Source organism: Bradyrhizobium sp. YCK136, assembly GCF_044570075.1.
GTDB lineage: Bacteria > Pseudomonadota > Alphaproteobacteria > Rhizobiales > Xanthobacteraceae > Bradyrhizobium > Bradyrhizobium diazoefficiens.
In genome coordinates, this window is sequence record NZ_CP172424.1 from 1,545,720 (window position 1) to 1,569,764 (window position 24,045).

Annotated in this window: 20 protein-coding genes and 5 pseudogenes; 15 read left to right on the forward strand and 10 right to left on the reverse strand. The window is 63.1% G+C overall.

What is annotated here, in order from left to right; genetic code table 11:
• The first annotated feature begins 400 nt into the window (after window positions 1–400).
• Window positions 401–1,530, forward strand: a protein-coding gene (locus tag ACFLEY_RS07295; protein ID WP_129557324.1) for an IS3-like element ISRj2 family transposase whose coding sequence is annotated in 2 segments (ribosomal slippage) — window positions 401–653 and window positions 653–1,530 — 1,131 coding nt in all. Because the reading frame shifts where the segments join, the coding sequence is not laid out codon by codon here.
• Between the two features lie 151 nt (window positions 1,531–1,681).
• On the opposite strand, the gene ACFLEY_RS07300 is transcribed toward ACFLEY_RS07295, so the two are convergent.
• The 8 genes and pseudogenes from ACFLEY_RS07300 to ACFLEY_RS07335 all read right to left on the reverse strand — a co-directional run bounded on the left by ACFLEY_RS07300 (window position 1,682) and on the right by ACFLEY_RS07335 (window position 7,971).
• Window positions 1,682–2,895 (reverse strand): IS3 family transposase gene (locus ACFLEY_RS07300; protein WP_244433177.1). Its coding sequence is split into 2 segments (ribosomal slippage): window positions 1,682–2,619 and window positions 2,619–2,895, totalling 1,215 coding nucleotides; the frame shifts between segments, so codons are not numbered across the junction.
• 71 nt (window positions 2,896–2,966) lie between these two features.
• Window positions 2,967–3,176 (reverse strand): hypothetical protein, encoded by a 210-nt coding sequence (locus tag ACFLEY_RS07305; protein WP_211434616.1) that lies wholly within the window; start codon window positions 3,174–3,176, stop codon window positions 2,967–2,969.
• Between the two features lie 48 nt (window positions 3,177–3,224).
• Entirely contained in the window at window positions 3,225–3,956 is a 732-nt protein-coding gene (locus tag ACFLEY_RS07310) for a hypothetical protein (RefSeq protein ID WP_060910482.1), read from the reverse strand.
• Between the two features lie 19 nt (window positions 3,957–3,975).
• Window positions 3,976–4,170 (reverse strand): annotated as a pseudogene (locus tag ACFLEY_RS07315) (SOS response-associated peptidase); the annotation flags it as partial.
• An 11-nt stretch (window positions 4,171–4,181) separates the two neighbouring features.
• Window positions 4,182–4,607: pseudogene (locus tag ACFLEY_RS07320) on the reverse strand (IS630-like element ISRj1 family transposase); the annotation flags it as partial.
• Between the two features lie 461 nt (window positions 4,608–5,068).
• A complete protein-coding gene (locus tag ACFLEY_RS07325) occupies window positions 5,069–5,677 on the reverse strand; it encodes a hypothetical protein (RefSeq protein WP_060910480.1) in 609 nt (202 codons plus the stop codon).
• Window positions 5,678–5,984: 307 nt separating this feature from the next.
• Window positions 5,985–6,950 (reverse strand): DUF262 domain-containing protein, encoded by a 966-nt coding sequence (locus ACFLEY_RS07330; protein WP_211433555.1) that lies wholly within the window; start codon window positions 6,948–6,950, stop codon window positions 5,985–5,987.
• Window positions 6,951–7,113: 163 nt separating this feature from the next.
• Entirely contained in the window at window positions 7,114–7,971 is an 858-nt protein-coding gene (locus ACFLEY_RS07335) for a DUF3800 domain-containing protein (protein ID WP_060910477.1), read from the reverse strand.
• Between the two features lie 215 nt (window positions 7,972–8,186).
• Here ACFLEY_RS07335 and ACFLEY_RS07340 point away from each other — a divergent pair, with 215 nt between their 5' ends.
• From ACFLEY_RS07340 to ACFLEY_RS07365, 6 genes and pseudogenes are all read left to right on the forward strand, one after another.
• Window positions 8,187–9,140 carry an ABC transporter permease gene (locus ACFLEY_RS07340; protein ID WP_060908928.1) on the forward strand — a complete coding sequence of 318 codons (954 nt, stop codon included), beginning with the start codon at window positions 8,187–8,189 and terminating at the stop codon, window positions 9,138–9,140.
• A gap of 3 nt (window positions 9,141–9,143) precedes the next feature.
• Window positions 9,144–10,046 (forward strand): ABC transporter permease, encoded by a 903-nt coding sequence (locus ACFLEY_RS07345; protein ID WP_060908927.1) that lies wholly within the window; start codon window positions 9,144–9,146, stop codon window positions 10,044–10,046.
• Window positions 10,047–10,049: 3 nt separating this feature from the next.
• The gene (locus ACFLEY_RS07350; RefSeq protein ID WP_211433554.1) at window positions 10,050–11,111 is read left to right on the forward strand and encodes an ABC transporter ATP-binding protein; all 1,062 of its coding nucleotides are present in this window, start codon (window positions 10,050–10,052) and stop codon (window positions 11,109–11,111) included.
• A complete protein-coding gene (locus ACFLEY_RS07355; RefSeq protein ID WP_028173728.1) occupies window positions 11,108–11,305 on the forward strand; it encodes a hypothetical protein in 198 nt (65 codons plus the stop codon). The genes ACFLEY_RS07350 and ACFLEY_RS07355 overlap by 4 nt, the downstream gene beginning before the upstream one ends.
• A complete protein-coding gene (locus tag ACFLEY_RS07360) occupies window positions 11,302–12,717 on the forward strand; it encodes an Asp-tRNA(Asn)/Glu-tRNA(Gln) amidotransferase GatCAB subunit A (protein WP_060908925.1) in 1,416 nt (471 codons plus the stop codon). The genes ACFLEY_RS07355 and ACFLEY_RS07360 overlap by 4 nt, the downstream gene beginning before the upstream one ends.
• Window positions 12,714–13,403, forward strand: a pseudogene (locus ACFLEY_RS07365) (ABC transporter ATP-binding protein); the annotation flags it as partial. The gene ACFLEY_RS07360 and the pseudogene ACFLEY_RS07365, both read left to right, overlap by 4 nt.
• 160 nt (window positions 13,404–13,563) lie before the next feature.
• Here ACFLEY_RS07365 and ACFLEY_RS07370 read toward each other — a convergent pair.
• Complete coding sequence (locus ACFLEY_RS07370; RefSeq protein WP_039183842.1) at window positions 13,564–14,907, reverse strand: IS1380-like element ISBdi2 family transposase; 1,344 nt, start codon at window positions 14,905–14,907, stop codon at window positions 13,564–13,566.
• Window positions 14,908–15,032: 125 nt separating this feature from the next.
• On the opposite strand from ACFLEY_RS07370, the pseudogene ACFLEY_RS07375 reads away from it, so the two are divergent.
• The 7 genes and pseudogenes from ACFLEY_RS07375 to ACFLEY_RS07405 all read left to right on the forward strand — a co-directional run.
• Window positions 15,033–15,314: pseudogene (locus ACFLEY_RS07375) on the forward strand (oligopeptide/dipeptide ABC transporter ATP-binding protein); the annotation flags it as partial.
• Window positions 15,315–15,794: 480 nt separating this feature from the next.
• Window positions 15,795–16,065: pseudogene (locus tag ACFLEY_RS07380) on the forward strand (GlsB/YeaQ/YmgE family stress response membrane protein).
• A 253-nt stretch (window positions 16,066–16,318) separates the two neighbouring features.
• On the forward strand, window positions 16,319–18,067 hold the full coding sequence (locus tag ACFLEY_RS07385; protein WP_060908924.1) for a type I secretion system permease/ATPase: 1,749 nt from the start codon (window positions 16,319–16,321) through the stop codon (window positions 18,065–18,067).
• 10 nt (window positions 18,068–18,077) lie between these two features.
• On the forward strand, window positions 18,078–19,412 hold the full coding sequence (locus ACFLEY_RS07390; protein ID WP_060908923.1) for an HlyD family type I secretion periplasmic adaptor subunit: 1,335 nt from the start codon (window positions 18,078–18,080) through the stop codon (window positions 19,410–19,412).
• Window positions 19,413–19,517: 105 nt separating this feature from the next.
• A complete protein-coding gene (locus ACFLEY_RS07395) occupies window positions 19,518–20,987 on the forward strand; it encodes an AMP nucleosidase (RefSeq protein WP_060908922.1) in 1,470 nt (489 codons plus the stop codon).
• 120 nt (window positions 20,988–21,107) lie between these two features.
• Complete coding sequence (locus ACFLEY_RS07400; RefSeq protein WP_060908921.1) at window positions 21,108–21,725, forward strand: M48 family metallopeptidase; 618 nt, start codon at window positions 21,108–21,110, stop codon at window positions 21,723–21,725.
• Window positions 21,726–21,860: 135 nt separating this feature from the next.
• Window positions 21,861–22,136, forward strand: coding sequence for a DUF1488 family protein (locus ACFLEY_RS07405; protein ID WP_028173735.1), 276 nt, complete (start codon window positions 21,861–21,863; stop codon window positions 22,134–22,136).
• A gap of 186 nt (window positions 22,137–22,322) precedes the next feature.
• On the opposite strand, the gene ACFLEY_RS07410 is transcribed toward ACFLEY_RS07405, so the two are convergent.
• Window positions 22,323–22,805, reverse strand: coding sequence for a CinA family protein (locus ACFLEY_RS07410; protein ID WP_028173736.1), 483 nt, complete (start codon window positions 22,803–22,805; stop codon window positions 22,323–22,325).
• Window positions 22,806–22,972: 167 nt separating this feature from the next.
• Between ACFLEY_RS07410 and ACFLEY_RS07415 the strand changes: the two genes are divergently transcribed.
• On the forward strand, window positions 22,973–24,031 hold the full coding sequence (locus ACFLEY_RS07415) for an amidohydrolase family protein (protein WP_060908920.1): 1,059 nt from the start codon (window positions 22,973–22,975) through the stop codon (window positions 24,029–24,031).
• Window positions 24,032–24,045: the final 14 nt, after the last annotated feature.

Genomic DNA, 24,045 nt, shown 5'->3' on the forward strand with positions numbered 1-24,045 from the left:
TTCCATAAGCCAGTAATGCGAATGCCAAAAGTCCGCAGCTAGACACCATAACCGAATTGACGATCCGCTTCCTTGGGGGACTTAGAATTTGGTACGTCAGAATAAGAACGACTAGTTGCACCACAGACGTAACCCCAGCAAGCGTCATCGGATGCGAGGGTGGAGCTAACGAGCTCAGCGCTCCAAGAAACGGAACCAGGGCCGAGGCCGCAGCCCAAGCTGAAAGCTTCCTATTCTTTGCCAATAAATCAGAAAATGGAGGCATGCTCTGGCAGCCTAGTTGTCGCTGACGACCCACCTCGTCGCTGTCTCAGAGCTGGCCCCGCAAATTCGGACAGTAGCTTGAGTGGATTTTCTGCCTGACAGCGGCGAGGATTCTTGCTGCGAATCAGGAGCGAAGATGACGAAGAAGAGCCGCCGGACGCATTCTCCGGCATTCAAGGCGAAGGTTGCTTTGGCTGCGGTCAAAGGCGACAAGACACTGGCGGAGCTGGCGCAACTGTTTGATGTTCATCCGAACCAGATCACGATCTGGAAAAACCAGCTCCTGGAAGGCGCCGCCGGCGTGTTTGGGCATGACAAGACATCGGCCGAGACGCCGGTCGATTTGAAGGCGTTACATGCCAAGATCGGCGAGCTGGCGTTGGAAAACGATTTTTTGTCCGGCGCGCTCACCAAGGCGGGCCTGCTGAGCGCAAAGCGATGATCGACCGCGGTCATGATCTTTCTATCGTGCGCCAGGCGAAGGTCCTGAAGCTGGCTCGCAGCACGGTCTACTATGAACCTCGGCCAGTTTCGGCCGAGGACCTTGCCTTGATGCGTCGGCTCGATGAGCTGCATCTCGATTATCCCTTCGCGGGAGCGCGTATGCTGCGATCGTTGCTGCGGCGGGAGGGCGTATACGCCGGTCGCCGCCACATCGCGACGCTGATGAAGCGCATGCGGATCGAGGCGGTCTATCGTCGCCCGAACACGAGCAAGCCGGCTCCGGGTCACAAGATCTACCCGTACCTGTTGCGCGGATTGAAGATCGAGCGGCCCGACCATGCGTGGGCAATGGACATCACCTACATTCCGATGCGGCGTGGCTTCGTCTATCTCGCGGCGGTCGTCGATGTGTTCAGCCGACGGGTCCTGGCCCATCGCGTCTCGATCACAATGGAGGCGGCCTTCTGCGTCGAAGCGGTCCAGGAGGCGTTGGCGAAGCACGGCAGGCCCGAGATTTTCAACACGGATCAGGGCAGCCAGTTCACCAGCCTCGAGTTCACCGATGTGCTGCTGGACGCGAAGATCGCCATCAGCATGGACGGCAAGGGCGCCTGGCGCGACAACGTGTTTGTCGAGCGGCTCTGGCGCACGGTCAAATACGAAGAAGTTTATCTCCGCGCCTACGACAGCGTGTCCGAGGCGCGAGCGTCAATTGCCAAGTATCTGGCCTTCTACAATCAGGGACGCCCTCACTCGAGCCTTGACGGGCGCACGCCCGACGAGGCTTACTTCGGCACGCAAGCTATGGTGATGGCCGCATGACCGTCGCCGACGGTTTTGTCGTCGCTCTGGTCGGGCTACGCCCTCCCGACGCAACGACAAAACCGTAAAGCCCCGCGTTCAGCATAACCCGGCAGGAATCCACTTAAATCCAGCGGGGCGCTGTCCAAACAACCGGGGCCAGCTCTTTCTATCACGCAGCCAGAGACTCTGTCTGCTGGAATTGCTGTGGGCATGTGGTCAACGCGTCAGCGTTGTCCACCATGTCCACAGCCTGCGCGGCCTGCATCCGTTCGCGCCAGACCGCCATCGGCGTGCGATAGCCGAGGGACTGATGAAGGCGACGATCGTTGTAGAAGGCGATCCAGCTCGCGATCCCTGCCTTGGCCTCGCGGCCGTCGGCATAGCCCTTGAGATAGATGTCCTCATGCTTGAGCGACCGCCACAGCCGCTCGATGAAGACATTGTCCATCCAACGACCGCGGCCATCCATGGAGATCTTGATCCCTGCGCCCACCAACGCGCCGGTGAAGGCCACGCTGGTGAACTGGCTGCCCTGGTCGGTGTTGAAAATCTCCGGCGTGCCGTACGTCGCCAGCGCCTCTTCCAGAGCCGCCACGCAGAACGAGACGTCCATCGTATTCGACAACCGCCACGCCAGAACCGCACGGCTCGCCCAGTCGATGATGGCGACGAGATAGAGAAAGCCGCGGCCGATGGGCAGATACGTGATGTCGGCCGCCCACACCTGGTTCGGCCGGTCGATCGTCATGTTGCGCAGCAGATAGGGATAGATCTTGTGGCCCGGCGCCGGCTTTGTCGTGTTCGGCTTCGGTCCCAGCGCCGCGATGCCCATCTTGCGCATCAACCGCTGCACGCGCTTGCGATTGACCTGAAGCCCCTCAGCCTTCAGCATCGCGGTCATTCGCCGCGAGCCCAGGAATGGCCAGGCGGTGAACAGCTCGTCGATCCGCTGCATCAGGGCAAGGTCGTTGTCGTTGGCCGGCTGTGGCGGCCGGTAGACCCCAGAACGGGCGATGCCAAGCAACATGCATTGCCGGCGGATCGACAGCGCCTGGTCGGCGCGATCGAGCATTCCTCGACGGTCCGGCGTGCTCATCTTCCGGACCTCCGCGCTAAAAAATCGCGCTCGACTGTCAGTTGTCCAATCTTGGCGTGCAGCTTCTCGATCTCGCGTTCGCGCGTTTCCTCGCTCTCGCGCCCGACACCCGCGTCAAAAGCCCGGGCCGCCTGGTCCAGCAGCTGCTTCTTCCAGGCATAGATCTGGTTCGGGTGAACCTCATAGCGCTGGGCCAGATCGGCCACCGTCGCCTGCTCCCGCACCGCTTCCAGCGCGATCTTTGCCTTCAACGCCGCGTCGATCTTCCGTCGTGTCTTCTTCGTCATCATGCCCTCCGTCTATCAAACGGAGCGGCCCTTTTCCAACTTAGCCTCTGGTCCCAAAACCGGGGTCCATTTCAGGGGTGTTGCTTCAGCCAGCCGAACATGTGATGGCCCGTGCGCTCGATCATTCCCTCCGCCGCTCCCGCCAGCGTGAGTGCCACGTCGTAGTCCCCGGCCTGCAAGGCATCGATAGCCGCATCAACTTGACGGCTCGCGGCCTCGTGCAGGGTCAGGGACAGTGACGCGCCGATGTCGATCAGGAACGGGCTTTCAGGTGGCGTCATCGACCATCTCTCCGGGCTTGCATCACGCCGCCGCTGCGAGACCATGACCTACGGTTCGCTCGCTGCGTTCGGATAGAAGCGGTTCAACCAATCTCGTTTTAGCTGGGCGAAGGCGACACGCGACGGGTTGCCCCAATCTGAGGGGAAAAATCGATCGAGCTGTTCACCGACCTGCACGGCGAGCCGTCCCATTTCCGAGATGACGGCCTCCAGCGACGTTGCTTCCATGAACGGGCCGATCACAGCATCGCCGTCCTTTTGCGGTCGCATCATCCAAGAGGACTTCATGTTGGGGTGACCGGCGAGTTCGGAGAACAACTCGTACATCTCGAAGCGTCTTTTCGATGTGAAGCCATCGCGGGTGTCAAGCGCCTCGCGCACCTTCACCGGAGAGAACTCGTTCCTACGCACCTTTTTGTCGGCGAACCGCCAGCGCTCGATGAGCGATTGGTCGCCAGCGAACAAGTCCAGTAGGAAGACAGTTTCCATCACGTCGCGGAGGATTAGTACGCTGTTTTGATGGTATCCGGAAAGCGTCAGCTTGATGCTGGCGGCGAACGCATTGAACGTGCGCATCCCGAGCACCACCGCAACCTTCAAGTCTTCGTCGCTCGAATTGAATTGCCGCAGCGTGTCGGCCAAGTCCATCGCGGCTTCGGTCACCGCGAGATGCAATTGCAGCCGATCATCGGCGGCGATCATGCCGTGCGCTTTCTGGCGCAACTGCTCCTCGGCGCCGTGAAGACTGGCGAGGTTTTGCTGGATGATATCGCGGGTCATTTCAGGCTTGTGTCGTCGTTCATGCTGCCGCCTTGTCCTCTTTGTCGACCCCGCGCATGACGATCCGTAGCACGTCGTCCGGCAACGGCCGCTGCAACGCCTTCGCCTCATCCCACAACGCGCGCGTCTACAAGTCGCGCTCTTCGTCGGCCGTCAGGATCACCGGCATCGCCTTCGGATGGATCGGCTCAGCGATTGCATTCGGCGTAGTCGTCGGGGGGCGGGGCGCGCCACCAGGTCAATCTTGTGGCTGCGCAGGAACCGCCAGACATATTGGACATCGACATCGCCCAGCGCCTCGGCCAGCAGGGGGCCGGTCCAGCGCGCAAACCCTTGCGGTGGCGGCTTATCCAGCAGCTTCAGAATCCGCTTGTCGGTCGTCTTCGTATAGATCGGCTGCTTGCCAGGCCGCGGCTTGTCTTGCAGCCCTTCAAGGCCATGGTCGGCATAGCGATGCCGCCAAAGGCTGACAATCCGCGGCTGGACCCCAACTTCCTTGGCGATCGACCGGGTGCTGCGCCCATCCGCCGCCAACAGAACTATCCGCGCCCGCTTCAAATCGCGCTGCAACGTCACCGGTGAGCGACAGCACGCCTCAAGCACCTTGCGATCTTTCCTCGAAAGGTGGACTTCTCTTGCTTCGGGTATCATCCCGACCTTGAATCACGACTCACGTTCCAAGACTAGTTCAGTCTCATCGTGCCCAGCGACTTCCCGGTATCGATCCAGTTCTCGATGCAGTTTGTCGAGCATTTCCCGACAATCTTGAAACGCGAACGTTTGTTCTCGACTTGGTAGTGGCATGCTTCGAATTCCTTGGTCGCGCCTACCGAATTCCGCCACAAGTACGTGGGCAAATGTCCGGATGCTCGAATTTCCCCACTGCGATCACTGCCAAGATGAGTTCGCGCCAGAAGAGCTAACCGTCCTTCGGCCACCGGACGGGGACGGCGAATTGATATGCGTCCGGTGTATCGAAATCATGTTTCGTCGCGCTGTCGCCAAGCTACCGCGTGGTGATGACTGATGCCCCAGCGCATCGCCGCCGACGTAGCGGCTGACCACGCGGATGGCGGCTTGGTGGTGGTGATGCTGTAGCGGTTGCACATGAGCTATGTTTGTTCGCTCACTGCCAGCATGATTTCACTTCCGTAGGCCGAGATTACGTATCCGTTGGTCGGATTGTGCCGCATGCACTTCAGTTCCACCAAGTGATCTATTGATAGCTGGATAGCGCTTTCTCTTACGCCGGGTTGGTGCATGTCGCCCGGCGAAAAATAGGGAATGCTGGTGCTGCGACGATCCACAGCAAAGTTCATCACTCGGACATCAATCGGTTGCCACTTCCGCACCGTTTCCACGAACTCAGGCCTAACGTCATCGTGGTTCGGGTCCATCGCATTAGCTGCTAGAGCGGCATAAAGCCTCAGTATTTCTTCACGCGGTTCGCGCTGGACGGCTTCCAACAACGGATCAGCTAGGTCTTCAGGCAGAGCGCAGGTCTCCTTCAGATTTCTATCGTCGAGAATTCGTTTTGTCTCTCGTGCCATTTTGTCGGCGTTGCGTGCTCGCTGTTCTTGGATGCGGTCACCAATCAGAAAGCCATATGCGTCGCCGATGGCCGGTGCGGCGCGATTTACAAGGTCGAGCCCTTTGCCGATGGTCTTGGCGGTCTCCTCCGCAGCCTTCTCGTAGGGTAGATCAGGGCGTTTGTCGTTCATCTCAAGATGTTCTCCATGAGTTTGCGCGCATCGACCTTCGAGACATCTGTCCGAGTAAAATTACGCGGAGGCTCACCACATCGTCCCATCGGATGGAGGGAAAGACGCTATCGACAACGCGGCCTGCTGGCGCCCCTCCCATCACTGGGAGGCTCACCTTGGCATTGGAGCAGCAGCCGATCTAGTCGGGTTGATACTGACGGAGTCGGAGGAGGCACACTCAGCTGCCCCGCCGAAGATCGTGATGATGGCGGCTTGCCCAGTAGTAAGGCCGTACAAATACCCAGTAGCAGCTCGCGCGGGTGCATCAAGCCAGGGACCATAAACCCTTGCCCTTGTCCGCATTGCGAAACAAGCTATGGCGTTTCCGGTGCGCGTCCGAGTCGGCGCTATTCTCCTCCAGAATTTTTCTTACTATGGCTTGATAGTTAGCTGGCAAGCTCCTCTTATCTCTTTCGAAGATCATTCTGATATGGCCGAACAGCTCGACCATCTTGTCGCGACCAAGGCGCTGCTCAATTGCCTCCCAGCGGCTGGCGAGATCTAGCTCTCGCGCTTGACCTGCCCGGTCAAGTAAATCCGCCTTCAGTATGTCAGTGGGAGTAAGATCAAGGCCCCTAGCGTTCAATACCCGAAAGATGCGCCGAGCAGACTCGGGGGTCGGGACCGCGACGGCGACGACGTAGCAGCGCTGTATTATGAACGCTACTAACTTGTTTCGACGTTCTTCGTTCATTGCCGCAAGTTGTTGCCTGAAATAGGCTGCGTTTTCTGCAATGCGTTGTTGGCTGCCCTGCAGGTTGGCGGGATCAGGCAGCTCGCTTGTGGCTCCCGGAACCTGAACGAACTTTGAGAAGAACGCGCGATCTTGGGGACGAAGTAGCAGCCGATATCTGTCAACCGTTCCGCTATCCGGGTTTGCTTTCTGAAAGACGAAACTCCGTCGCCCGATGCGAACCTCCTCGTTGGAGGTCAGGTCTCGAAGGACACTAATCAGGATTGTTAGAGTAGTTAGTCTTTGCTGTCCGTCGACGACCAGCGACTTTGGATCTGCTGGAGACTTGATCAGAACTACGCTGCCGAGAAAGTAAACGCCGCCACTGACCTCGGTATTATCCATCGCCTCTAGCAGGTCGGTCAGCAGTTCGACAGCCTGCTCCTTTTCCCACGCATACGGCCGTTGATAAGGCGGAATTTCAAATGCGTACGAGTCGCTAAAGATCTTGCCGATAGTTTGCTCATGGGCTTCGATGAGCCCCAATTGGATAGTCACGTTTTCAGCCCCCGATTATTTGTCTCTTGCGTCAGCCCCGAGTACAACAGCCAGCTCTCGAAGAGCTGAACGCTCGCGAAAAGGGAAGATGCACTTGATGCTACCTTCGATGGCGACCACTTACAACACAGTCGGGCCCGTTGATAGTTTTGCGTGTCACCCCTCAGGGCCAGAACTTGTAACCATAGAACTCGAAGATTTCTCTCTGCTTGTCATTCAGCTTCGCCTTCCACGTCGGCGTCGGCTGAAGAGCCAAGCCATAGTCCATACACGACCCGTTCTCCTTAGCCATGATCGGCTCCAGCAGTTTTGCGAATTCGTTGCTCCACTTCGTTGGTGGAAGCGTGTCCACCGCCTGGTAGAAGGCGCTGGTTACAAGGTCGGCAAGCTGCGCACCGGGGCTGTCGATATGCGAGACTGGCTGTGCAAGCCGCCAGTCGAGTACTTCCCACATGATCCGGCGCTTCGGAAGGACTAGAGCCCCAGCTTTTGCCTGCATCTTAAGTAGCTCGTGATAGGCAGCCGTTTGCGGGTAGGAGTGGACGCTCCGCTCGCTATAGAGGATCTTGAGGAAGCGATCTTTTGCGCGATCCTTGATCGCATGCTGATAACAGAAGTCAGTCACTCGTTCCAAAAGCAGACGTAGACAGTAATTGTAGAACCACTGCTGGGCTCCGGCGCGCTCCGCTCGTTCGTTCCGATGGCGGCGCATGTTCTTCTTGTTCGATGCAAGAACAAAGCCGCGCAACGGAAGCTCGGCCATCTCTTCCAAGGCGATTCGCTTCTGAGCGGCCGACAAGTGTCTGTAATGGAGGTCGGTGCGGCTAGATCCAGATTTAGACAAGATCGTCCGAACCCAATTAGCTACTTCGGGTTCACGCTTTGCGGTAATGAGCACCGCGCCCAGACATAGCCACTCCGTGGCGCCCACAGGATCAATTGGGCGCACATTTTTCAGTCCTGGATCGCCCGCCTCGTCAATGAATGCGACATAGTAGGGCTCTGGGATTTGAGTCGCCATAGCGCGCAACTATGACGTGTCAGGAGCTGGTGGATCAATCCGGGTAGGTCCGGGCTCCAGGAGCTATGAACAGATAAGCCGCGAAGCGCGCTTGGGACACTAAAGGGACGCCCGGATCAACGTTCTTTAGTAAGTGTTTGATTTAGATGTGTAAAATGTCTCATTAGTAGTCACTCCCTTCTCCCACAAGGGGAGAAGGGAAGAAAGAATCCGACGTGCTCGCCTATACCGCCAGACGCATCGTCTATGTCGTCCCGAACGTCATCAGCGTCGCGCTGGTGTGCTTTCTGCTCGTGCACATCACGCCGGGCGATCCGCTCGTCGCCGTGCTGCCGGCCGACGCTTCGCAGGAGCTCGCGGCGCAGCTGCGCGCCGCCTACGGCTTCGACCGGCCGCTGCCGGTGCAGTTCGGGCTTTGGCTGCTCCGTGCCCTTCATGGCGATCTCGGCAATTCCATCGCGACGGGGCGCCCCGTGCTCGCCGAGGTCATGCGCGCGGTCGGCAACACCGTCACGCTCGCGATTGCCGCCGCCATCATCGGCTTCACCATGGGCATCCTGCTCGGCCTGATCGCGGGCTATTTCCGCGAGACCTGGATCGACAAGGTCGCGACCTCCTTTGCCATCGCCGGCGTCTCGGTGCCGCATTACTGGCTCGGCATGGTGCTGGTCATCATCTTCTCGGTGCAGCTGAACTGGCTGCCCGCGGTCGGCGCCGGACCGAACGGCTCCAACTCCTGGGCGTGGGACTGGGCGCACCTGAAATATCTCGTGCTGCCGGCGATCACCACGTCGGTGATTCCGATGGGCATCGTCACCCGCACCGTGCGCGCGCTGACCGGCGACATCCTCAGCCAGGACTTCGTCGAGGCCCTGCGCGCAAAAGGCCTGCACGAAACCGGCGTGTTCCGTCACGTCATCAAGAACGCCGCGCCCACCGCGCTCGCGGTGATGGGGCTTCAGCTCGGCTACATGCTCGGCGGCTCGATCCTGATCGAGACCGTGTTCTCCTGGCCGGGCTCGGGCTTCCTGCTCAACTCGGCGATCTTCCAGCGCGACCTGCCGCTGCTGCAGGGCACGATCCTGATCCTCGCGCTGTTCTTCGTCTTCCTCAATCTGCTGGTCGATATCGCGCAAGCCGCGATCGATCCGCGCATCAAGCGGGGCTAGCCGATGAGCGAGCTTCCGTTGTCCGCCACTGCCGACGCCGCGCTGCAGGCCGCGCCCGCCACCAAGGCGCGCGGCTATTGGGCCACCGTCGGCCGCCGCATCGTGCGCGACAAGGTCAGCATGGCCTGCGCGCTGGTGCTGCTGCTGATCTTCCTGTCCGCGATCCTGGCGCCATGGCTCGGCCTGGAAGACCCCTACAAGGGCTCGATGATCCGCCGCCTTCGGCATATCGGCACGGTCGGCTACCCGCTCGGCACCGACGAGCTCGGCCGCGACATGCTGGCACGGCTGATCTATGGCGGGCGGCTGTCGCTGGTCATCGGCATCCTGCCCGTGATCCTTGCCTTCTGCATCGGCACCTCGCTTGGCATCATTGCCGGCTATGTCGGCGGCAAGCTCAACACCGCGATCATGCGCACCGTGGACGTGTTCTACGCTTTCCCGTCGGTGCTGCTCGCGATCGCGATCTCCGGCGCGCTCGGCGCCGGCATCCTCAACTCCATCGTGGCGCTGACCATCGTGTTCGTGCCGCAGATCACCCGCGTTGCCGAGAGTGTCACCACCGGCGTGCGCAACATGGATTTCGTCGAGGCCGCGCGCGCCTCCGGTGCCGGTGCCATCACCATCATGCGCGTGCATATCCTGGGCAACGTGCTGGGCGCGATCTTCGTCTATGCCACCAGCCTGATCTCGGTCTCGATGATCCTGGCCGCCGGCCTCTCCTTCCTTGGCCTCGGCACCAAGCCGCCGGAGCCGGAATGGGGGCTGATGCTGAATACGCTGCGCACCGCGATCTACGTCAATCCCTGGGTCGCCGCGCTTCCCGGCGCGATGATCTTCGCGGTCTCGATCTGCTTCAACCTTCTCTCGGACGGCCTGCGCAGCGCCATGGACATCAGGAATTAGGCCATGAGCGAAACCAACGATTCCGTCGCCATGCTAGAGCCGATCGAAGATCTTGGCGGCGTCGCGCAGCCGCTGCTCCAGGTCAACGGCCTGACCAAGCATTTCCCCGTCCGCGGCGGGTTGTTCGCCGCGAGACGCACCGTGCGCGCCGTGGACAACGTCTCCTTCTCTGTCGCCAAGGGCGAGACCGTCGGCATCGTCGGTGAATCCGGCTGCGGCAAGTCCACCACCGCGCGCCTCCTGATGCATCTGATGCCGCGCGATACCGGCGACATCATCTATGACGGCATGACCGTCGGTCAGGCGCTGTCGCTGCGCGAGCTGCGCCGCGGCATGCAGATGGTGTTCCAGGACTCTTATGCCTCGCTCAATCCGCGCCTCACCATCGAGGAATCCATCGCCTTTGGCCCGAAAGTCCACGGCATGGCCGATGGCACGGCGCGGGCGCTGGCGCGCGAGTTGCTCGGCAAGGTCGGCCTGCGCCCGGAAAACTTCGCCAACCGCTATCCGCACGAGATTTCCGGCGGCCAGCGCCAGCGCGTCAATATCGCGCGGGCGCTGGCGCTGTCGCCGCGGTTGGTGATTTTGGACGAAGCCGTCTCCGCGCTCGACAAATCCGTCGAGGCGCAGGTGCTCAATCTCTTGGCCGATCTCAAGCGCGAATTCGGCCTGACCTATCTTTTCATCAGCCACGATCTCAACGTCGTGCGCTACATCAGCGATCGTGTGCTGGTGATGTATCTCGGCGAGGTCGTCGAGCTCGGCCCGGTCGACCAGGTCTGGGACCAGCCGGCGCATCCCTATACGCGCGCGCTGCTGGCGGCGATGCCGTCCTCCGATCCTGACAGGCGTACCGAAAAGCCGCCGATCACCGGCGATCCGCCCAATCCGATCGATCCGCCGTCGGGCTGCCGCTTCCACACGCGCTGCGCATTTGCGGAGCCGCTCTGCGCAAATGCAGCGCCAAAGCTCACCGCGGTCGATACAATGGGCCACGAGGCCGCGTGCTACATGGCCATTCCGGGGTCAGGCCATAGCCGCGCGCCCGCAGGGGAAATCGCATGACGAGACCGACACCAAAAGAGATCAAGCCGATCGCGCTAGTTGCCGGCGTTGCCGTGGATGACGAGATCGCAACACGCATCTCCAACTCCATCGGGCCGGCCTTCGAAGGCTTTGCCGCCATCGCCGGCACGCTGCCATTCGACCTCGAGCCGGCTTCTTACGTGCTCGCGCAGACGGCGAAGGTGTCGAAATGAGCACCGAACCGGCATTGATGACGCTCACCGAGGTCGCGCGTGCGATCGCGATGAAGCAGGTGTCCTCGCATGAGGTGACGCGCGCGCTGCTGCACCGCATCGCGCAGTGGCAGCCGCATCTCAACGCCTTCATGTCGATCGAGGCGGAGGCGGCGCTGAAAGCAGCCGAGGCCGCCGATGCCGAGCTGGCCAAGGGCGAAGTGCGCGGTCCGCTGCATGGCGTGCCGCTCGCGCACAAGGACATGTATTACGATGCCGGCAAGGTCTCGACCTGCGGCTCGCTGATCCGCCGCGATTTCGTCGCGACGACGACTTCCACCGCCTTGCAGCGGCTGAAGGATGCGGGCCAGGTCCGGCTCGGCACGCTGCATCTCGCCGAATTCGCCTATGGCCCGACCGGCCATAACGCCCATTACTGTCCGGTGCGCAATCCCTGGAACGTCGCGCATATCACCGGCGGCTCGTCGTCGGGCTCCGGCTCGGCGGTCGCCGCGCGGCTGACCTTTGCGGCGCTGGGCTCCGATACCGGCGGTTCAATCCGCATGCCCGCACATTTCTGCGGCGTCACCGGCCTCAAGACCACCTGGAGCCGCGTCAGCCGCGCCGGCGCGATGCCGCTGTCGCAATCGCTCGACACGGTCGGGCCGCTCGCCCGCACCGCCGAGGACTGCGCGCTGCTGCTGGCGCTAATGGCCGGTCCCGATCCCGAAGATTCGACCGCGAGCCATGAGCCGCTGTCCGACTATGTCGGCGCGACCAAGGGTTCGCTGAAAGGCCTCAAGATCGGCGTGCCCGCGTCCTTCTACGTCGACGATCTCGACGGCGAGGTCGCGCGCGTGCTGGACGAGACCATCGCGGTGCTCAAGCGCGAGGGCGCCGACATCGTCAAGGTCGAGCTGCCGGACCAGCGGCAATTGTCTTCGGCGAGCCAGCTCGTGCTCGCGGCGGAAGCCGCCGCCTTTCACAAGCGCTGGATGATCGAGCGTCCGCAGGATTATGGACCGCAGGTCTTGATGCGGCTGCAGAACGGTCTCGCCGTTCCCGCCATCACCTATCTCGAAGCGATGCGCTGGCGCGGTCCCGCGCTTGCCGCCCACAACGCCGCGACCGCTGGTGTCGACGCGATCATCGCGCCGGCCTCGCCGGTGCCGGCGCCGACCATCGAGGAGAGCGATGTCGGCGGCGGCCCGAATGCGCCGGCCATGGTGCAGCGGCTGACGCTGTTCACCCGCCCGGTGAATTTCCTCGGCCTGCCGTCGCTGACCGTACCGTCCGGCTTCACCAAAAGCGGGCTGCCTGTTGGCATGCAGTTGATCGGCCGCTCCTTCGATGAAGCGACCCTGCTCACCATCGGCGCGGCGTTCCAGCGCGTCACCGACTATCACGACCGGGTACCCAAACTGCCGTCATGACAAAGCTCGTCGAGATCTCAGGCCTCAACATCCGCTTCACCGGGGAGCGCACGGTCTATGCCGTGAACGATCTCAGCCTCTCGCTGGGAGACGGCGAGGTGCTGGGCCTGCTCGGCGAATCCGGCTCGGGCAAGAGCGTGACCCTGCGCGCGCTGATGCGGCTGTTGCCGAAGAAGCGCACGCTGATCTCCGGTAAGGTCAACGTCATGGGTCGCGACGTGCTCGCGATGAATGACGAGGAGCTCTCGTCGTTCCGCGGCCAGACCGTCTCGATGATCTTTCAGGAGCCGGCGCTCGCGCTCGATCCGGTCTACACCATCGGCGCGCAGATCGCCGAAAGCGTGGTGCGCCACGAAGGCAAGTCTTATGCGGAGGGCAGGGCACGCGCGCTCGAAATGCTCGAGGTCGTGCGCATCCCTTCCGCAAAACGGCGGCTCGATGCCTATCCGCACGAAATGTCCGGCGGCATGCGTCAGCGCGCGATGATCGCGCTGGCGCTCGCCTGCCGGCCAAAAATCCTGCTCGCGGACGAGCCGACCACCGCGCTCGATGCCACCGTGCAGATCCAGATCCTGCTGCTGCTGCGCGAGCTGCAGCGCGAGTTCGGCATGTCCGTCATCTTCGTCACCCACGACATCGGCGTCGCCATCGAGATCTGCGACCGCGTCGCGGTGATGTATGCCGGCTAGCCCGATCTATTCACGAGAGCACGGTCGTTCTTGACGTCTGACGGGGGCTGGCGGCTGGCGTGGGTGACCGTCCGGCCTTTTCTCACCGGGTTCTGCATCAAGCTGTTTTGTAGGCGATGGAGGAGTGGGGCGGGTGAGCGGGCGCAGGCCCGGTCGGTTACGGACCGAGCGGGAGCAGCGCGCCGGGCAAGCCGCGGATCAGGTCGGCTTCGGGACATGCCGCGGCAAACGCAAGGCGAATGCGGCTCGTGGTCTCGACCACACGGGCAGCGAGTTTCAAGAGACGAAGACGCAGCGTCGCGAACTCGGCAGTGGCCAATTCCCGGGCTTTGGGAATGGCGTCGCGCACGGTCAGCATCAGCCAATAAGCGGCCGTATGGAGCACGAGACGGACCTGGTTGGCGAGCGCCGAACGGCAGCTGGTGCGGTCGGAGGCGAGCTGTGTCTTATGCAGCTTGATCAGATTCTCTGCTTGGCCGCGCGCGCAATACAGGCTGTCGTAGATCCACTCGGCCGAGCCGACATCGAGGCTGGTGACGACGAAACGGATGTCGAGGCCGAGCATCGTCGCCTCAATACGGGCGACGGTGCGCCGTTCGCGATCCCAGGACTTTGCCTTGTGGCGGGTCTCGGTATAGCCACGCAGAACCGGCAGGTTCTCGATGGCGCGTCGGGTGCGGATGTCGTCGGCGACCTCGTCGACTTTTCTGGCGAGAGGCTTGGTGCCGGACAGACCGAAGATGTAGTCGATGCCGTTGGTCTCGCACCACGCCATGGCCTCCGGCCGGGCATAGTGCCCGTCGCCACGGAACGTAATTCGCGTGTTGTGCCATCGCGTGCGGATATGCCGTACCAGGCGGCGCAGATGGGCACGCACCTCGACGCCGCCCGGCGTCTTGCCGGGCCGCAGCACGACGGCCACGGGCCGGCTCTTCTCCGTGTCGTAGACGTGGATCGGCAGAAAGCAGCGTTCGTCATAATGAGCGTTGAACAGCGAGAGCTGCTGATGGCCGTGGACGACGTCGCAGGTATCATCGATGTCGAGCGTGACGGATGCCGGCTCGTGGGGGTAGCTATCCATCCATGCGTCGACCAAAATGTAGGTCAGTCGGATCACGTCGCGCAGGCGCGGAGCATTCTCCAGCCGCGACAGCGTCGGCTGGGAACACAGATCCCGGCCCGTGTCCGGTAGGCGACCGCAGGCCAGCTTGAATGCCGGATCGGACCGCAGATGATCGAGGTCGTCGGCGTCCTCGTAGCCGCAGCAGATCGCGAACATGCGCGCGCGGAACATATCGACCAGGCTGTGCACGACCCGCGTCGGATCGCGCCGATCCGGGAACACCCGGGCCAGATTGTCGGCCAAGCCGAGACGCCGCTCGGCCATCGCCAGAAGCATCACGCCCCCGTTCGAGGTTAGGCGCCCACCATCGAAGGCAGCTGTGACTTTCTTGGCGTGAATGGCTGGAAACGAGAAGGGCGGAATCGTATCGTCGGTCATGGCGGGCGTGGCGTTCGCGGTTGGAGGTGATGGGGTTGGCTTCACAACCGAATCCTACGCCGTATCAGCGCTTTACACCACGCTCGCCAGCCTCTCGGGCGCCTCTTACGAATAAGACAGGCTAGATCGTGGAGCAGGGGACCTTGCGCGACATCGTCCGCACGCCGGTGCACCCCTATGCCAAGGGCCTGCTCGCCTCCACCATCCACGGCGCCAAGCGGGGGCAGCGCCTCGAAACCATCCCCGGCACCCCGCCGTCGCTGGCCGAAAGGCCCCACAATTGCTCCTTCGCCCCCCGCTGCGCCGCCGCCCAGCCGCGCTGCCTGGAGCAACTGCCTGCGAATGTGGAGGTGGGACCAGGCCGGGCGGCAAGGTGCGTGCTGGCGGAGCCGGTGGTCGCGACATAGCCGGTGCGCTCCCTCGCCCCGCGCTTGCGGGGAGAGGGTTGGGGTGAGGGGCCTCTCTCCGCGCATGACCATGTCGAGAGACCCGTACCCCCTCACCCGGATCGCATCTTGCGATGCGATCCGACCTCTCCCCGCAAGCGGGCAGAGGTGAAAAGCCGCCCGCGCCCGCGGCTACCCCTCTCCCTGCTCCTCGCCCGCAAGGGGGAGGGAATGAGAGAGCCGCTCGCATCTCACTTTCGCAAAATGAGAGCGCAGCGCGCGCCTCGCTCCAAAGCGCGCGTTACTTCAGAATTCCTCTACGGCAACACCGGCTTGTCACAATTCACCGAGCGCGCTCGGCCAAGGTCCGTTCTACTGTGCATGGGGTTGTTTTCGAGTTTTTTGTTTAGCCGCCCCACCGAGGGCGAGCCGACCAGCATTCAGACCCCATTCATCCCGGTTCCGGTTCCATGGCCCCGTTCACGGAGAGGGACCTCACTTATGTACATTTCCAATGAAGGCCTGCTCGTCATCCTGTTCGTCGGCCTGGTCGCCGGCTGGCTGGCCGGCAAAGGTGGTGCGGGGCGCCGGTTTCGGCATCATCGGCGACATCGTGATCGGCATCGCCGGCGCGTTTGTGGCCAGCTTCCTGTTCCCGAAGCTCGGCATTCGTATCGGCACCGGGCTCGTGTCGGAAATCGTCTATTCCGCCATCGGCGCGGTCATCCTGCTGCTCGTGGTGCGGCTGGTACGCGGCGGCGGCCGGTTCTAGCGGCGCCTTGACCTAACTTTCGACCTCTCCCCGCCCGGGGAGAGGTGAGATGTCTGCAAGAAAAAGCCGCAAGACTGTGAGATTCCGGACTTGCGCGCCAGGCCATCAGGGGGTGATGTGCCCCCACAGGGGATCGGGTTGATTCAGCCGCGTTGGACAAGGGGCGAAAACGCGATGTTAATCCGGGTCAATTACTCCTGAAATTGCCTTTGAAATCAGGGGCTTTGCCCCTTACCCGAAAGAGACCAGACTGATGGCAGCCGTCCCTGGCGTTCGCCGTTCAGAGCTTGCTGACGCGCTGCGCGCTTGTCGCACGGCATTCGTCGGCGTTGGCCTGATGAGCTGCATGATCAACCTGCTCTATCTGACCGGGTCGATCTTCATGCTGGAAGTCTACGACCGGGTGCTGCCGAGCCGCAGCATTCCGACGCTGGTCGGCCTGATCATCATCGCCAGCTTCCTCTACGCGGCGCAGGGCGTGCTCGACATGATCCGCAACCGGATCCTGGGGCGGATCGGCACCGCGCTCGACGAGGCCCTGAACAAGCGCGTGTTCGACACCGTCGTGCGCCTGCCGCTGCTGATCGGCAGCCGCAACGAGGGCCTCCAGCCGCTGCGCGACCTCGACAATGTCCGCTCCTTCCTCGGCGGCATGGGACCGAGCGCGTTCTTCGATCTGCCCTGGCTGCCGCTCTATCTCGCCATCTGCTTCGCCTTCCACGTCATGATCGGCGTGACCGCGCTGGTCGGCGCCATCATCCTGGTCGGGCTGACGGTGGTCACCGAGTTCATGTCCCGCCAGCCGGCGAAGGATGCGATGGGGCTTGCGGCCCAGCGCAACGATCTCGCCGCCTCCAGCCGTCGCAATGCCGAAGTGATGGTGTCGATGGGCATGACCAGCCGGATGAACCAGCGCTGGAGCGAGGCCAACGAAAAATATCTCGTCGGCAATCAGCGAGCGAGCGACGTCGCCGGCGGCCTCGGCGCGGTCGCCAAGGTGCTGCGCATGATGCTGCAATCCGCCGTGCTCGCGGTCGGCGCCTATCTCGTCATCCACCAGGAGGCGACCGCCGGCATCATCATCGCGGGCTCGATCCTGTCGGCCCGCGCGCTGGCGCCGGTCGATCTTGCCATCGCGCACTGGAAATCCTTCGTCGCGGCCCGCCAGAGCTGGCAGCGCTTGACCCGCCTGCTGGAGCAGATGCCGGCGCAGACGATGCCGACCCAGTTGCAGGCGCCCACCAGCCGGCTCTCGGTCGAGGGCGTCGCCATGGTTCCGCCGGGCGATCAGCGCCTCATCGTGCAGGACGTCACCTTCGCGCTCGCCGCCGGCAACGGTCTCGGCGTGATCGGTCCGAGCGGCTCCGGCAAATCCTCGCTGATCCGCGCGCTGGTCGGCGTCTGGCAGCCGGTGCGCGGCAAGGTGCGGCTCGACGGCGCGGCGCTCGACCAATGGTCATCCGACATGCTCGGCCGGCACATCGGCTATCTGCCGCAGGACGTGGAACTGTTCGGCGGCACCATCGCGCAGAACATCAGCCGCTTCGACCCCGAGGCCACCTCCGACGGCATCATCGCCGCGGCCAAGGAGGCCGGCGTGCACGAGATGATCATCAAGATGCGCGAGGGCTACAACACGCAGGTCGGCGAGCAGGGTGGCGCGCTGTCCGCGGGCCAGGCGCAGCGCGTCGCGCTGGCGCGCGCGCTCTACGGCAATCCGTTCCTGATCGTGCTCGATGAGCCCAATTCCAATCTCGACACCGAAGGCGACGAGGCGTTGACCCGCGCCATCCGCGCCGCCCGCGAGCGCGGCGCCATCGTCGTCGTGGTGGCGCATCGGCCGATCGGCGTCGAGGCGGTCGACCAGATCCTGGTGCTGCGCGACGGCCGCATGCAGGCCTTCGGCCCGAAGGAGCAGGTGCTCGCCCAGGTGCTCCAGCCGCGCGTGACGCCGCCGGCACCGATCAAGGTCGTCAGTGAGGGCGGAGTGGCCAAGTCATGAGCACAAAGTCATGAGCACGATGGCGATCGGTGGCGGCAAGCCCGCCGCCAAGAAGACCGTGCGGGATTCCATCAAGTTTCACTTGATGCTCGGGCTCGGGATCGTGCTGGTCTTGGTCGTCGGCCTCGGCGGCTGGGCGGCCACGGTGCAGATCTCGGGGGCGCTGATCGCACCGGGCCAGGTCGTGGTCGAATCCAACGTCAAGAAGGTGCAGCACCCGACCGGCGGCGTGGTTGGCGAGCTGCGCGCCCGCGACGGCGACGTGGTCAAGGCCGGCGACGTGGTGGTGCGGCTCGACGACACCGTCACCAAGGCGAACCTTGCCATCGTCACCAAGAATCTCGACGCCGCGCTGGCGCGTGCAGCACGGCTCCAGGCCGAGCAGCGCGGTATCGACAGGATCGACTTCCCGCAATCGCTGCTCGATCGCGGCAACGATTACGACGTCAAGACGCTGCTCTCCGCCGAAACCAAGCTGTTCGACGTCCGCGTCAACGGCCGTGCCGGCCAGAAGGCGCAGCTCCGCGAGCGCATCCAGCAGCTCAACGAGGAGATCGAGGGTCTCTCCGCGCAGGAGCGGGCCAAGGACAAGGAAATCTCGCTGGTGCAGCAGGAGCTCACCGGCGTGCGCGATCTCTACGAGAAGCATCTCGTGCAGATCTCGCGCCTGACCACGCTCGAGCGCGACAGCGCTCGCCTCAACGGCGAGCGGGCGCAGTACATCGCCTCGCGGGCGCAGGCCAAGGGCAAGATCACCGAGACCGAGCTTCAGATCATCCAGGTCGACAAGGACATGGTGAGCGAGGTCTCCAAGGATTTGCGCGAGACCAACGACAAGATCGGCGAGCTGATCGAGCGCAAGGTCGCCGCCGAGGACCAGCTTCGCCGCGTCGACATCCGCGCGCCGCAGGACGGCATGGTCCTGCAATCGACCGTGCATACCGTCGGCGGCGTCGTCACCGCCGGTGATGCGCTGATGCTGATCGTGCCGCAGGCCGACGATCTCCAGGTCGAGGCCAAGGTCAATCCGGTCGATATCGACAAGCTCCAGATCGGCCAGAAGACGCTGCTGCGCCTGTCCGCATTCAACCAGCGCACCACGCCCGAGCTCAACGGCGTCGTCAGCCGCGTCTCGCCCGACGTCACCACCGACCAGCGTACCGGCCAGAGCTACTACACCATCCGCGTCTCGCTGCCGGTCGAAGAGGTCGCCCGGCTCGGCGATTCCAAGCTGATCCCCGGCATGCCCGTGGAAGCCTTCGTCCAGACCGGCGACCGCACCATGCTGTCCTATCTGATGAAGCCGCTGCACGACCAGTTGATGCGGGCCTTCCGGGAGAAGTGACGCGCGACGGCGCGTCACCCCCAACTCGTCATTGCGCTCGCAATGACGGCTTGGCTGCGTCTTGCTATAGTTCGACTCAAGCCCCACGAACCCGGCGTTCGAACCATGCAATCCCCGCCCTCCATCGCCACCGAATCCTTCTCCGACGCGTCCGCGGCCGTCGCACGGCTCGAAGAGATATACGAACGCAATACGAAATTCCTGCGCGACCGGTTCGAGGCCTATGTCGGCGGCGAAGCGATCACGACGCGGGCGCGGGCCTACTACCCCTTCGTCCGCCTCTCCACCGCGACATATGCGCGGCTGGATTCGCGTCTCTCCTATGGCTTCGTCGCCGGCCCCGGTGTGCACGAGACCAGCGTAACGCGGCCGGATCTGTTCCGCAGCTATCTCACCGAGCAGATCGGCCTGTTGATCCAGAACCACGGCGTACCGGTCGAGATCGGCGAGTCGGCCGAGCCGATCCCGATCCACTTCGCCTATCGTCGCGACATCAACATCGAAGCCGCCATCACCACCGGCGAGAATTCCCTTGTGACGCGATCGCTGCGCGACGCGTTCGACGTGCCCGATCTCGCCACCATGGACGATTCGATTGCGGACGGCACCTTCGAGCTCCAGCCCGGCGCGCCCGAGCCGCTGTCCCTGTTTCGGGCCGCCCGCGTCGACTACTCGCTGCGCCGGCTCTATCACTACACCGGCACCGATCCCGAGCACTTCCAGAATTTCGTGATCTTCACCAACTACCAGTTCTATGTCGATGCCTTCGCGCAGCTCTGCCAGCAGCGGCTTCAGTCCGGCGAGGCCGGCCTCGACGCCTTCGTCGCGCCCGGCAACGTGATCACGCGGAGCGGGGGCGCGACGAGCGGGGACGCGCCGACACGCATGCCGCAGATGCCGGCCTTCCATCTGGTCGAGCCCGGCTATCGCGGCATCAGCCTGATCAACATCGGCACCGGCCCGTCCAATGCGCGCAACGTCACCGACCACGTCGCGGTGCTGCGCCCGCACGCCTGGCTGATGCTCGGCCATTGCGCGGGCCTGCGCAACACGCAGCGGCTCGGCGACTATGTCCTCGCCCATGGTTACGTGCGCGAGGACCATGTGCTCGACCGCGAGCTGCCGCTCTGGGTGCCGATCCCGGCGCTCGCCGAGATGCAGGTCGCGCTCGAGGAGGCGGTCGAGGACGTCACGGGCCTCGAAGGCTTCGAGCTCAAGCGCCTGATGCGCACCGGCACGGTCGCGAGCGTCGACAACCGCAACTGGGAGATCTCAGGCCCTGAGATGATCCGCCGCCTGTCGCAATCGCGCGCGGTCGCACTCGACATGGAATCGGCCGCGATCGCCGCCAACGGCTATCGCTTCCGCGTCCCCTACGGCACGCTGCTCTGCGTGTCCGACAAGCCGCTGCACGGCGAGATCAAGCTCGCGGGCATGGCCAGCGAATTCTACCGCCGCCGCGTCGGCCAGCATCTCGAGATCGGCCTGAAGGCGCTGGAGCGGCTCAAGCAGCAGGAGTCGGAGCGCCTGCATTCGCGAAAGCTGAGAAGCTTTGCCGAAGTGGCATTCCAGTAAAGGACAACAGAACTGTCGTACGAACGCTGACGTCTCCGTGAACACAGCCCCCGGAATATCGTTGCCTAGGCAGGGTTATCAATTCGTCCGGGGCCGCTTGAAGCAGGACAGGAGACGGAGATGTTCACTGGGATGATCAGGCTCGTCACACTCGGCACATTTGCTGCAGCCCTGTTGAGTTCGCCGGCGCTCGCCGCGGGCGGGGGCGGCGGCGGTGGTGGAGGCGGCGGCAGCATCAGTTCTACCGATCCCTACGCCGGCGCCTATTCGGATCAGAAGCCGCAGCCAACCTATCCGAAGCGGCCGGGCACCAAGGCGACCCAGAAGGGCAAGAAGCAAGGCAACCAGTCCAGCATAGGCGATCCCGCTTTCGCTGCCGGTTACCGCGTGGCCTATGACACCATCTACGAGCGTAACGACTATGCGACCGCGATCGCGCAGTTGAAGTCGCTCGGCCATGACGACCATCCGAACGTCGCCAACCTCATCGGCTACTCCTACCGCAAGCTCGGCGACTACGAGCAGTCGCAGGTCTGGTACGAGCGCGCCTTGCGGGCAGATCCGAACCACGTGTTGACGTGGCAATATTACGGACTGTGGCAGCTCGAGCGGGGCAACCGCGAGCAGGCGCTCTATCACCTCGGCCGGATCGCATCCATCTGCGGGACGGATTGCGATGAGTACAGATCGCTGGCCGCGGCACTGGACAAGCCGTCCGGTACGGCGCTCGTCTACTGACGCCGGAGCGTGGCCGACTGACGGGAGCGCGCTGTTGAAGAGCGTCGTATGACGGCCATGCACCCCGGCGCGGGTGGTGACAACGCGTCAGATTTTCAGCATTGTCCGGTTCGGGGGCGCGAACGGGACAGTTGAATGCCGCTGACGCGCGACAGGATTATCGGCCACGACCTCGAACGTCTGGCCTTTCGCTTCACCATGCTGAACGATGGCGAGGTCGTGCACTGCCAGATCTCCGACGCCGCGATGGACGAACTTGCAGGCATGCAGGGCACCGAGAGCAGCGCGCGGCAGGCGCAATTCCTGTCCCTGCGCGAGACCATCGAACGCATCGCATCGGACCTTTACGACGAAGCGCCGCGGTTCAAGGGGTATGTGGTGCGGATCTTCATGCGGCATTTGGGACGGTAGGCACGGTGCCTCCCCAACTTCGTCCTGGCGAAAGCCAGGACCCATTACCACCATCGAATGTTGTTGGAAGAAGCTGTGGCCCCGCCGACCGCAACATTGCCTTTCGGGGTTATGGGTCCTGGCTTTCGCCAGGACGACACGAGATGTAAGGCGGCGCCGCTGTCTCGTCCGCAAACAACGATGCGGCTATTCCGATAGCTTCCTCAGCAGCAGCTTCAGCGCTGTCGCCGCAAACACTTGCATATTCGCAAGCCGGTCATTGCCGCCCGTCTCCAGCGTGATCACTTCCGCCGCCGGCCCTGCGACCGCCATGCAGCTATGGCCGGCGGCATCGCCGTAGCGGTTGCCGGTGGGGCCGGCGGCGCCGGTCTCGGACAGGCCCCAGTCGCAATTGAAGCGGCTGCGCATCTGCTCGGCCAACAGCTTTGCATAAGGCTCCGACGAGGAGCGGAAGCCCTTCATTCCTTCGTCCGAAATATCCATCAGCACGCGCCTGGCATCGCGGGTGTAGACCACCGCGCCACCGAGGAAATAGGCGGATGCACCGGGCACCGCGAGCAGGCCGGCCGAAATCAGGCCGCCGGTCGAGGATTCCGCGACCGCAATGGTCTGTTTGCGCGCGATCAGTTTCGCCGCAACCTGTTCAGCAATGCCGACGAGCTCTTTCATCCCTTTGACCTCTCATTCCCTCGCAACCGAGCTCAGCCTTCCTAGCATAAGCTGGCTGCCTTGGCCGAGTTGCGGGCGACGGTCAGGCCTGCTTGAATGGCGCACACAAGGCGGAGCGGCCAAGCCGACCGCGAGAAGACGTGACGAGGAAACGTGAAGGAGACGTGATGGCGTCCCTGATCGCCGGCGGGGTGGATTGCGACGTGCATCCGGCCGTGCCGCATCTGACCAGCCTGCTGCCGTACCTGAACGACTATTGGCGCGATCAGGGGACGACGCGCGGCATGATGGACCTCGTTTCGCAATCCTACCCGCAGAACTCGCCGATCGTGGCGCGCCCCGATTGGCGTCCCGAGAGCGGCAAGCCGGGCGCGAGCCTGGAAGACATGCAGCGCCATGTGCTCGATCCTTTTCAGGTCAGCCATGCCATCTGCAATCCGCTCTACGCCGTGCAGATGGTGTTTTCCGAGGACATGCAGGCCGCCTTCTGCCGTGCGCTGAACGACTGGCTGGTGAAGGAATGGCTCGATCGTGACAAGCGGCTGCGCGGCTCGATCGTGATCCCCACGCAAAGCGTCGAGAAGGCCGTCGCCGAGATCGAACGCTGCGCGCACGACCGCCGTTTCGTACAGGTGTTGATGCTGGTGATGGGCGACGTGCCGCTCGGCAAGCGCGCGCTGTGGCCGATCTACGAGGCCGCGGAGCGGCTGGACCTCGCGGTCGGCATTCATGCCGGTTCCGCCTATCACAATCCGCCGACCGCGGTGGGCTGGGGTTCCTATCACATCGAGGATTATGTCGGTCAGGCCCAGGCGTTCCAGACCCAGCTCACCAGCGTGATCGTCGAGGGCGTGTTCGCCAAATATCCGCGGCTGAAAATGGTGATGCTGGAGTCCGGCGTGTCCTGGATCTCCCCCTTTCTCTGGCGGCTTCACAAATTCTGGCGCGGGGTGCGGATGGAGACGCCCTGGGTCGATCGCGCGCCGCTGGAACTTGTGCGCAGCAACATCCGCTTCTCGTTACAGCCATTTGATGCGCCGCCGGAACCCGAGACATTAATTCGCCTGTTTGATCATATGCAGTCGGATGAATTGGTCCTATTCTCCACGGACTATCCACACTGGCAGTTCGACGGCCAGGACGCGCTCCCCCAGGGCCTCACCCCCGATCTCGTGCGCAAGATCATGATCGACAATCCGCATGCGACCTATCCCCGCCTGACTTAGCCGCTGCAAAAGGA

Bases quoted from the DNA above. Each gene is read 5' to 3' on its own strand.
- ACFLEY_RS07345 (WP_060908927.1), top strand. From the start codon at position 9,144: ATGAGCGAGCTTCCGTTGTCCGCCACTGCCGACGCCGCGCTGCAGGCC.
- ACFLEY_RS07370 (WP_039183842.1), bottom strand. From the start codon at position 14,907: ATGACCGACGATACGATTCCGCCCTTCTCGTTTCCAGCCATTCACGCC.
- ACFLEY_RS07310 (WP_060910482.1), bottom strand. From the start codon at position 3,956: ATGACCCGCGATATCATCCAGCAAAACCTCGCCAGTCTTCACGGCGCC.
- ACFLEY_RS07415 (WP_060908920.1), top strand. From the start codon at position 22,973: ATGGCGTCCCTGATCGCCGGCGGGGTGGATTGCGACGTGCATCCGGCC.
- ACFLEY_RS07325 (WP_060910480.1), bottom strand. From the start codon at position 5,677: ATGAACGACAAACGCCCTGATCTACCCTACGAGAAGGCTGCGGAGGAG.
- ACFLEY_RS07360 (WP_060908925.1), top strand. From the start codon at position 11,302: ATGAGCACCGAACCGGCATTGATGACGCTCACCGAGGTCGCGCGTGCG.
- ACFLEY_RS07405 (WP_028173735.1), top strand. From the start codon at position 21,861: ATGCCGCTGACGCGCGACAGGATTATCGGCCACGACCTCGAACGTCTG.
- ACFLEY_RS07395 (WP_060908922.1), top strand. From the start codon at position 19,518: ATGCAATCCCCGCCCTCCATCGCCACCGAATCCTTCTCCGACGCGTCC.
- ACFLEY_RS07390 (WP_060908923.1), top strand. From the start codon at position 18,078: ATGAGCACGATGGCGATCGGTGGCGGCAAGCCCGCCGCCAAGAAGACC.
- ACFLEY_RS07305 (WP_211434616.1), bottom strand. From the start codon at position 3,176: ATGACGCCACCTGAAAGCCCGTTCCTGATCGACATCGGCGCGTCACTG.
- ACFLEY_RS07350 (WP_211433554.1), top strand. From the start codon at position 10,050: ATGAGCGAAACCAACGATTCCGTCGCCATGCTAGAGCCGATCGAAGAT.
- ACFLEY_RS07335 (WP_060910477.1), bottom strand. From the start codon at position 7,971: ATGGCGACTCAAATCCCAGAGCCCTACTATGTCGCATTCATTGACGAG.
- ACFLEY_RS07400 (WP_060908921.1), top strand. From the start codon at position 21,108: ATGTTCACTGGGATGATCAGGCTCGTCACACTCGGCACATTTGCTGCA.
- ACFLEY_RS07410 (WP_028173736.1), bottom strand. From the start codon at position 22,805: ATGAAAGAGCTCGTCGGCATTGCTGAACAGGTTGCGGCGAAACTGATC.
- ACFLEY_RS07385 (WP_060908924.1), top strand. From the start codon at position 16,319: ATGGCAGCCGTCCCTGGCGTTCGCCGTTCAGAGCTTGCTGACGCGCTG.
- ACFLEY_RS07355 (WP_028173728.1), top strand. From the start codon at position 11,108: ATGACGAGACCGACACCAAAAGAGATCAAGCCGATCGCGCTAGTTGCC.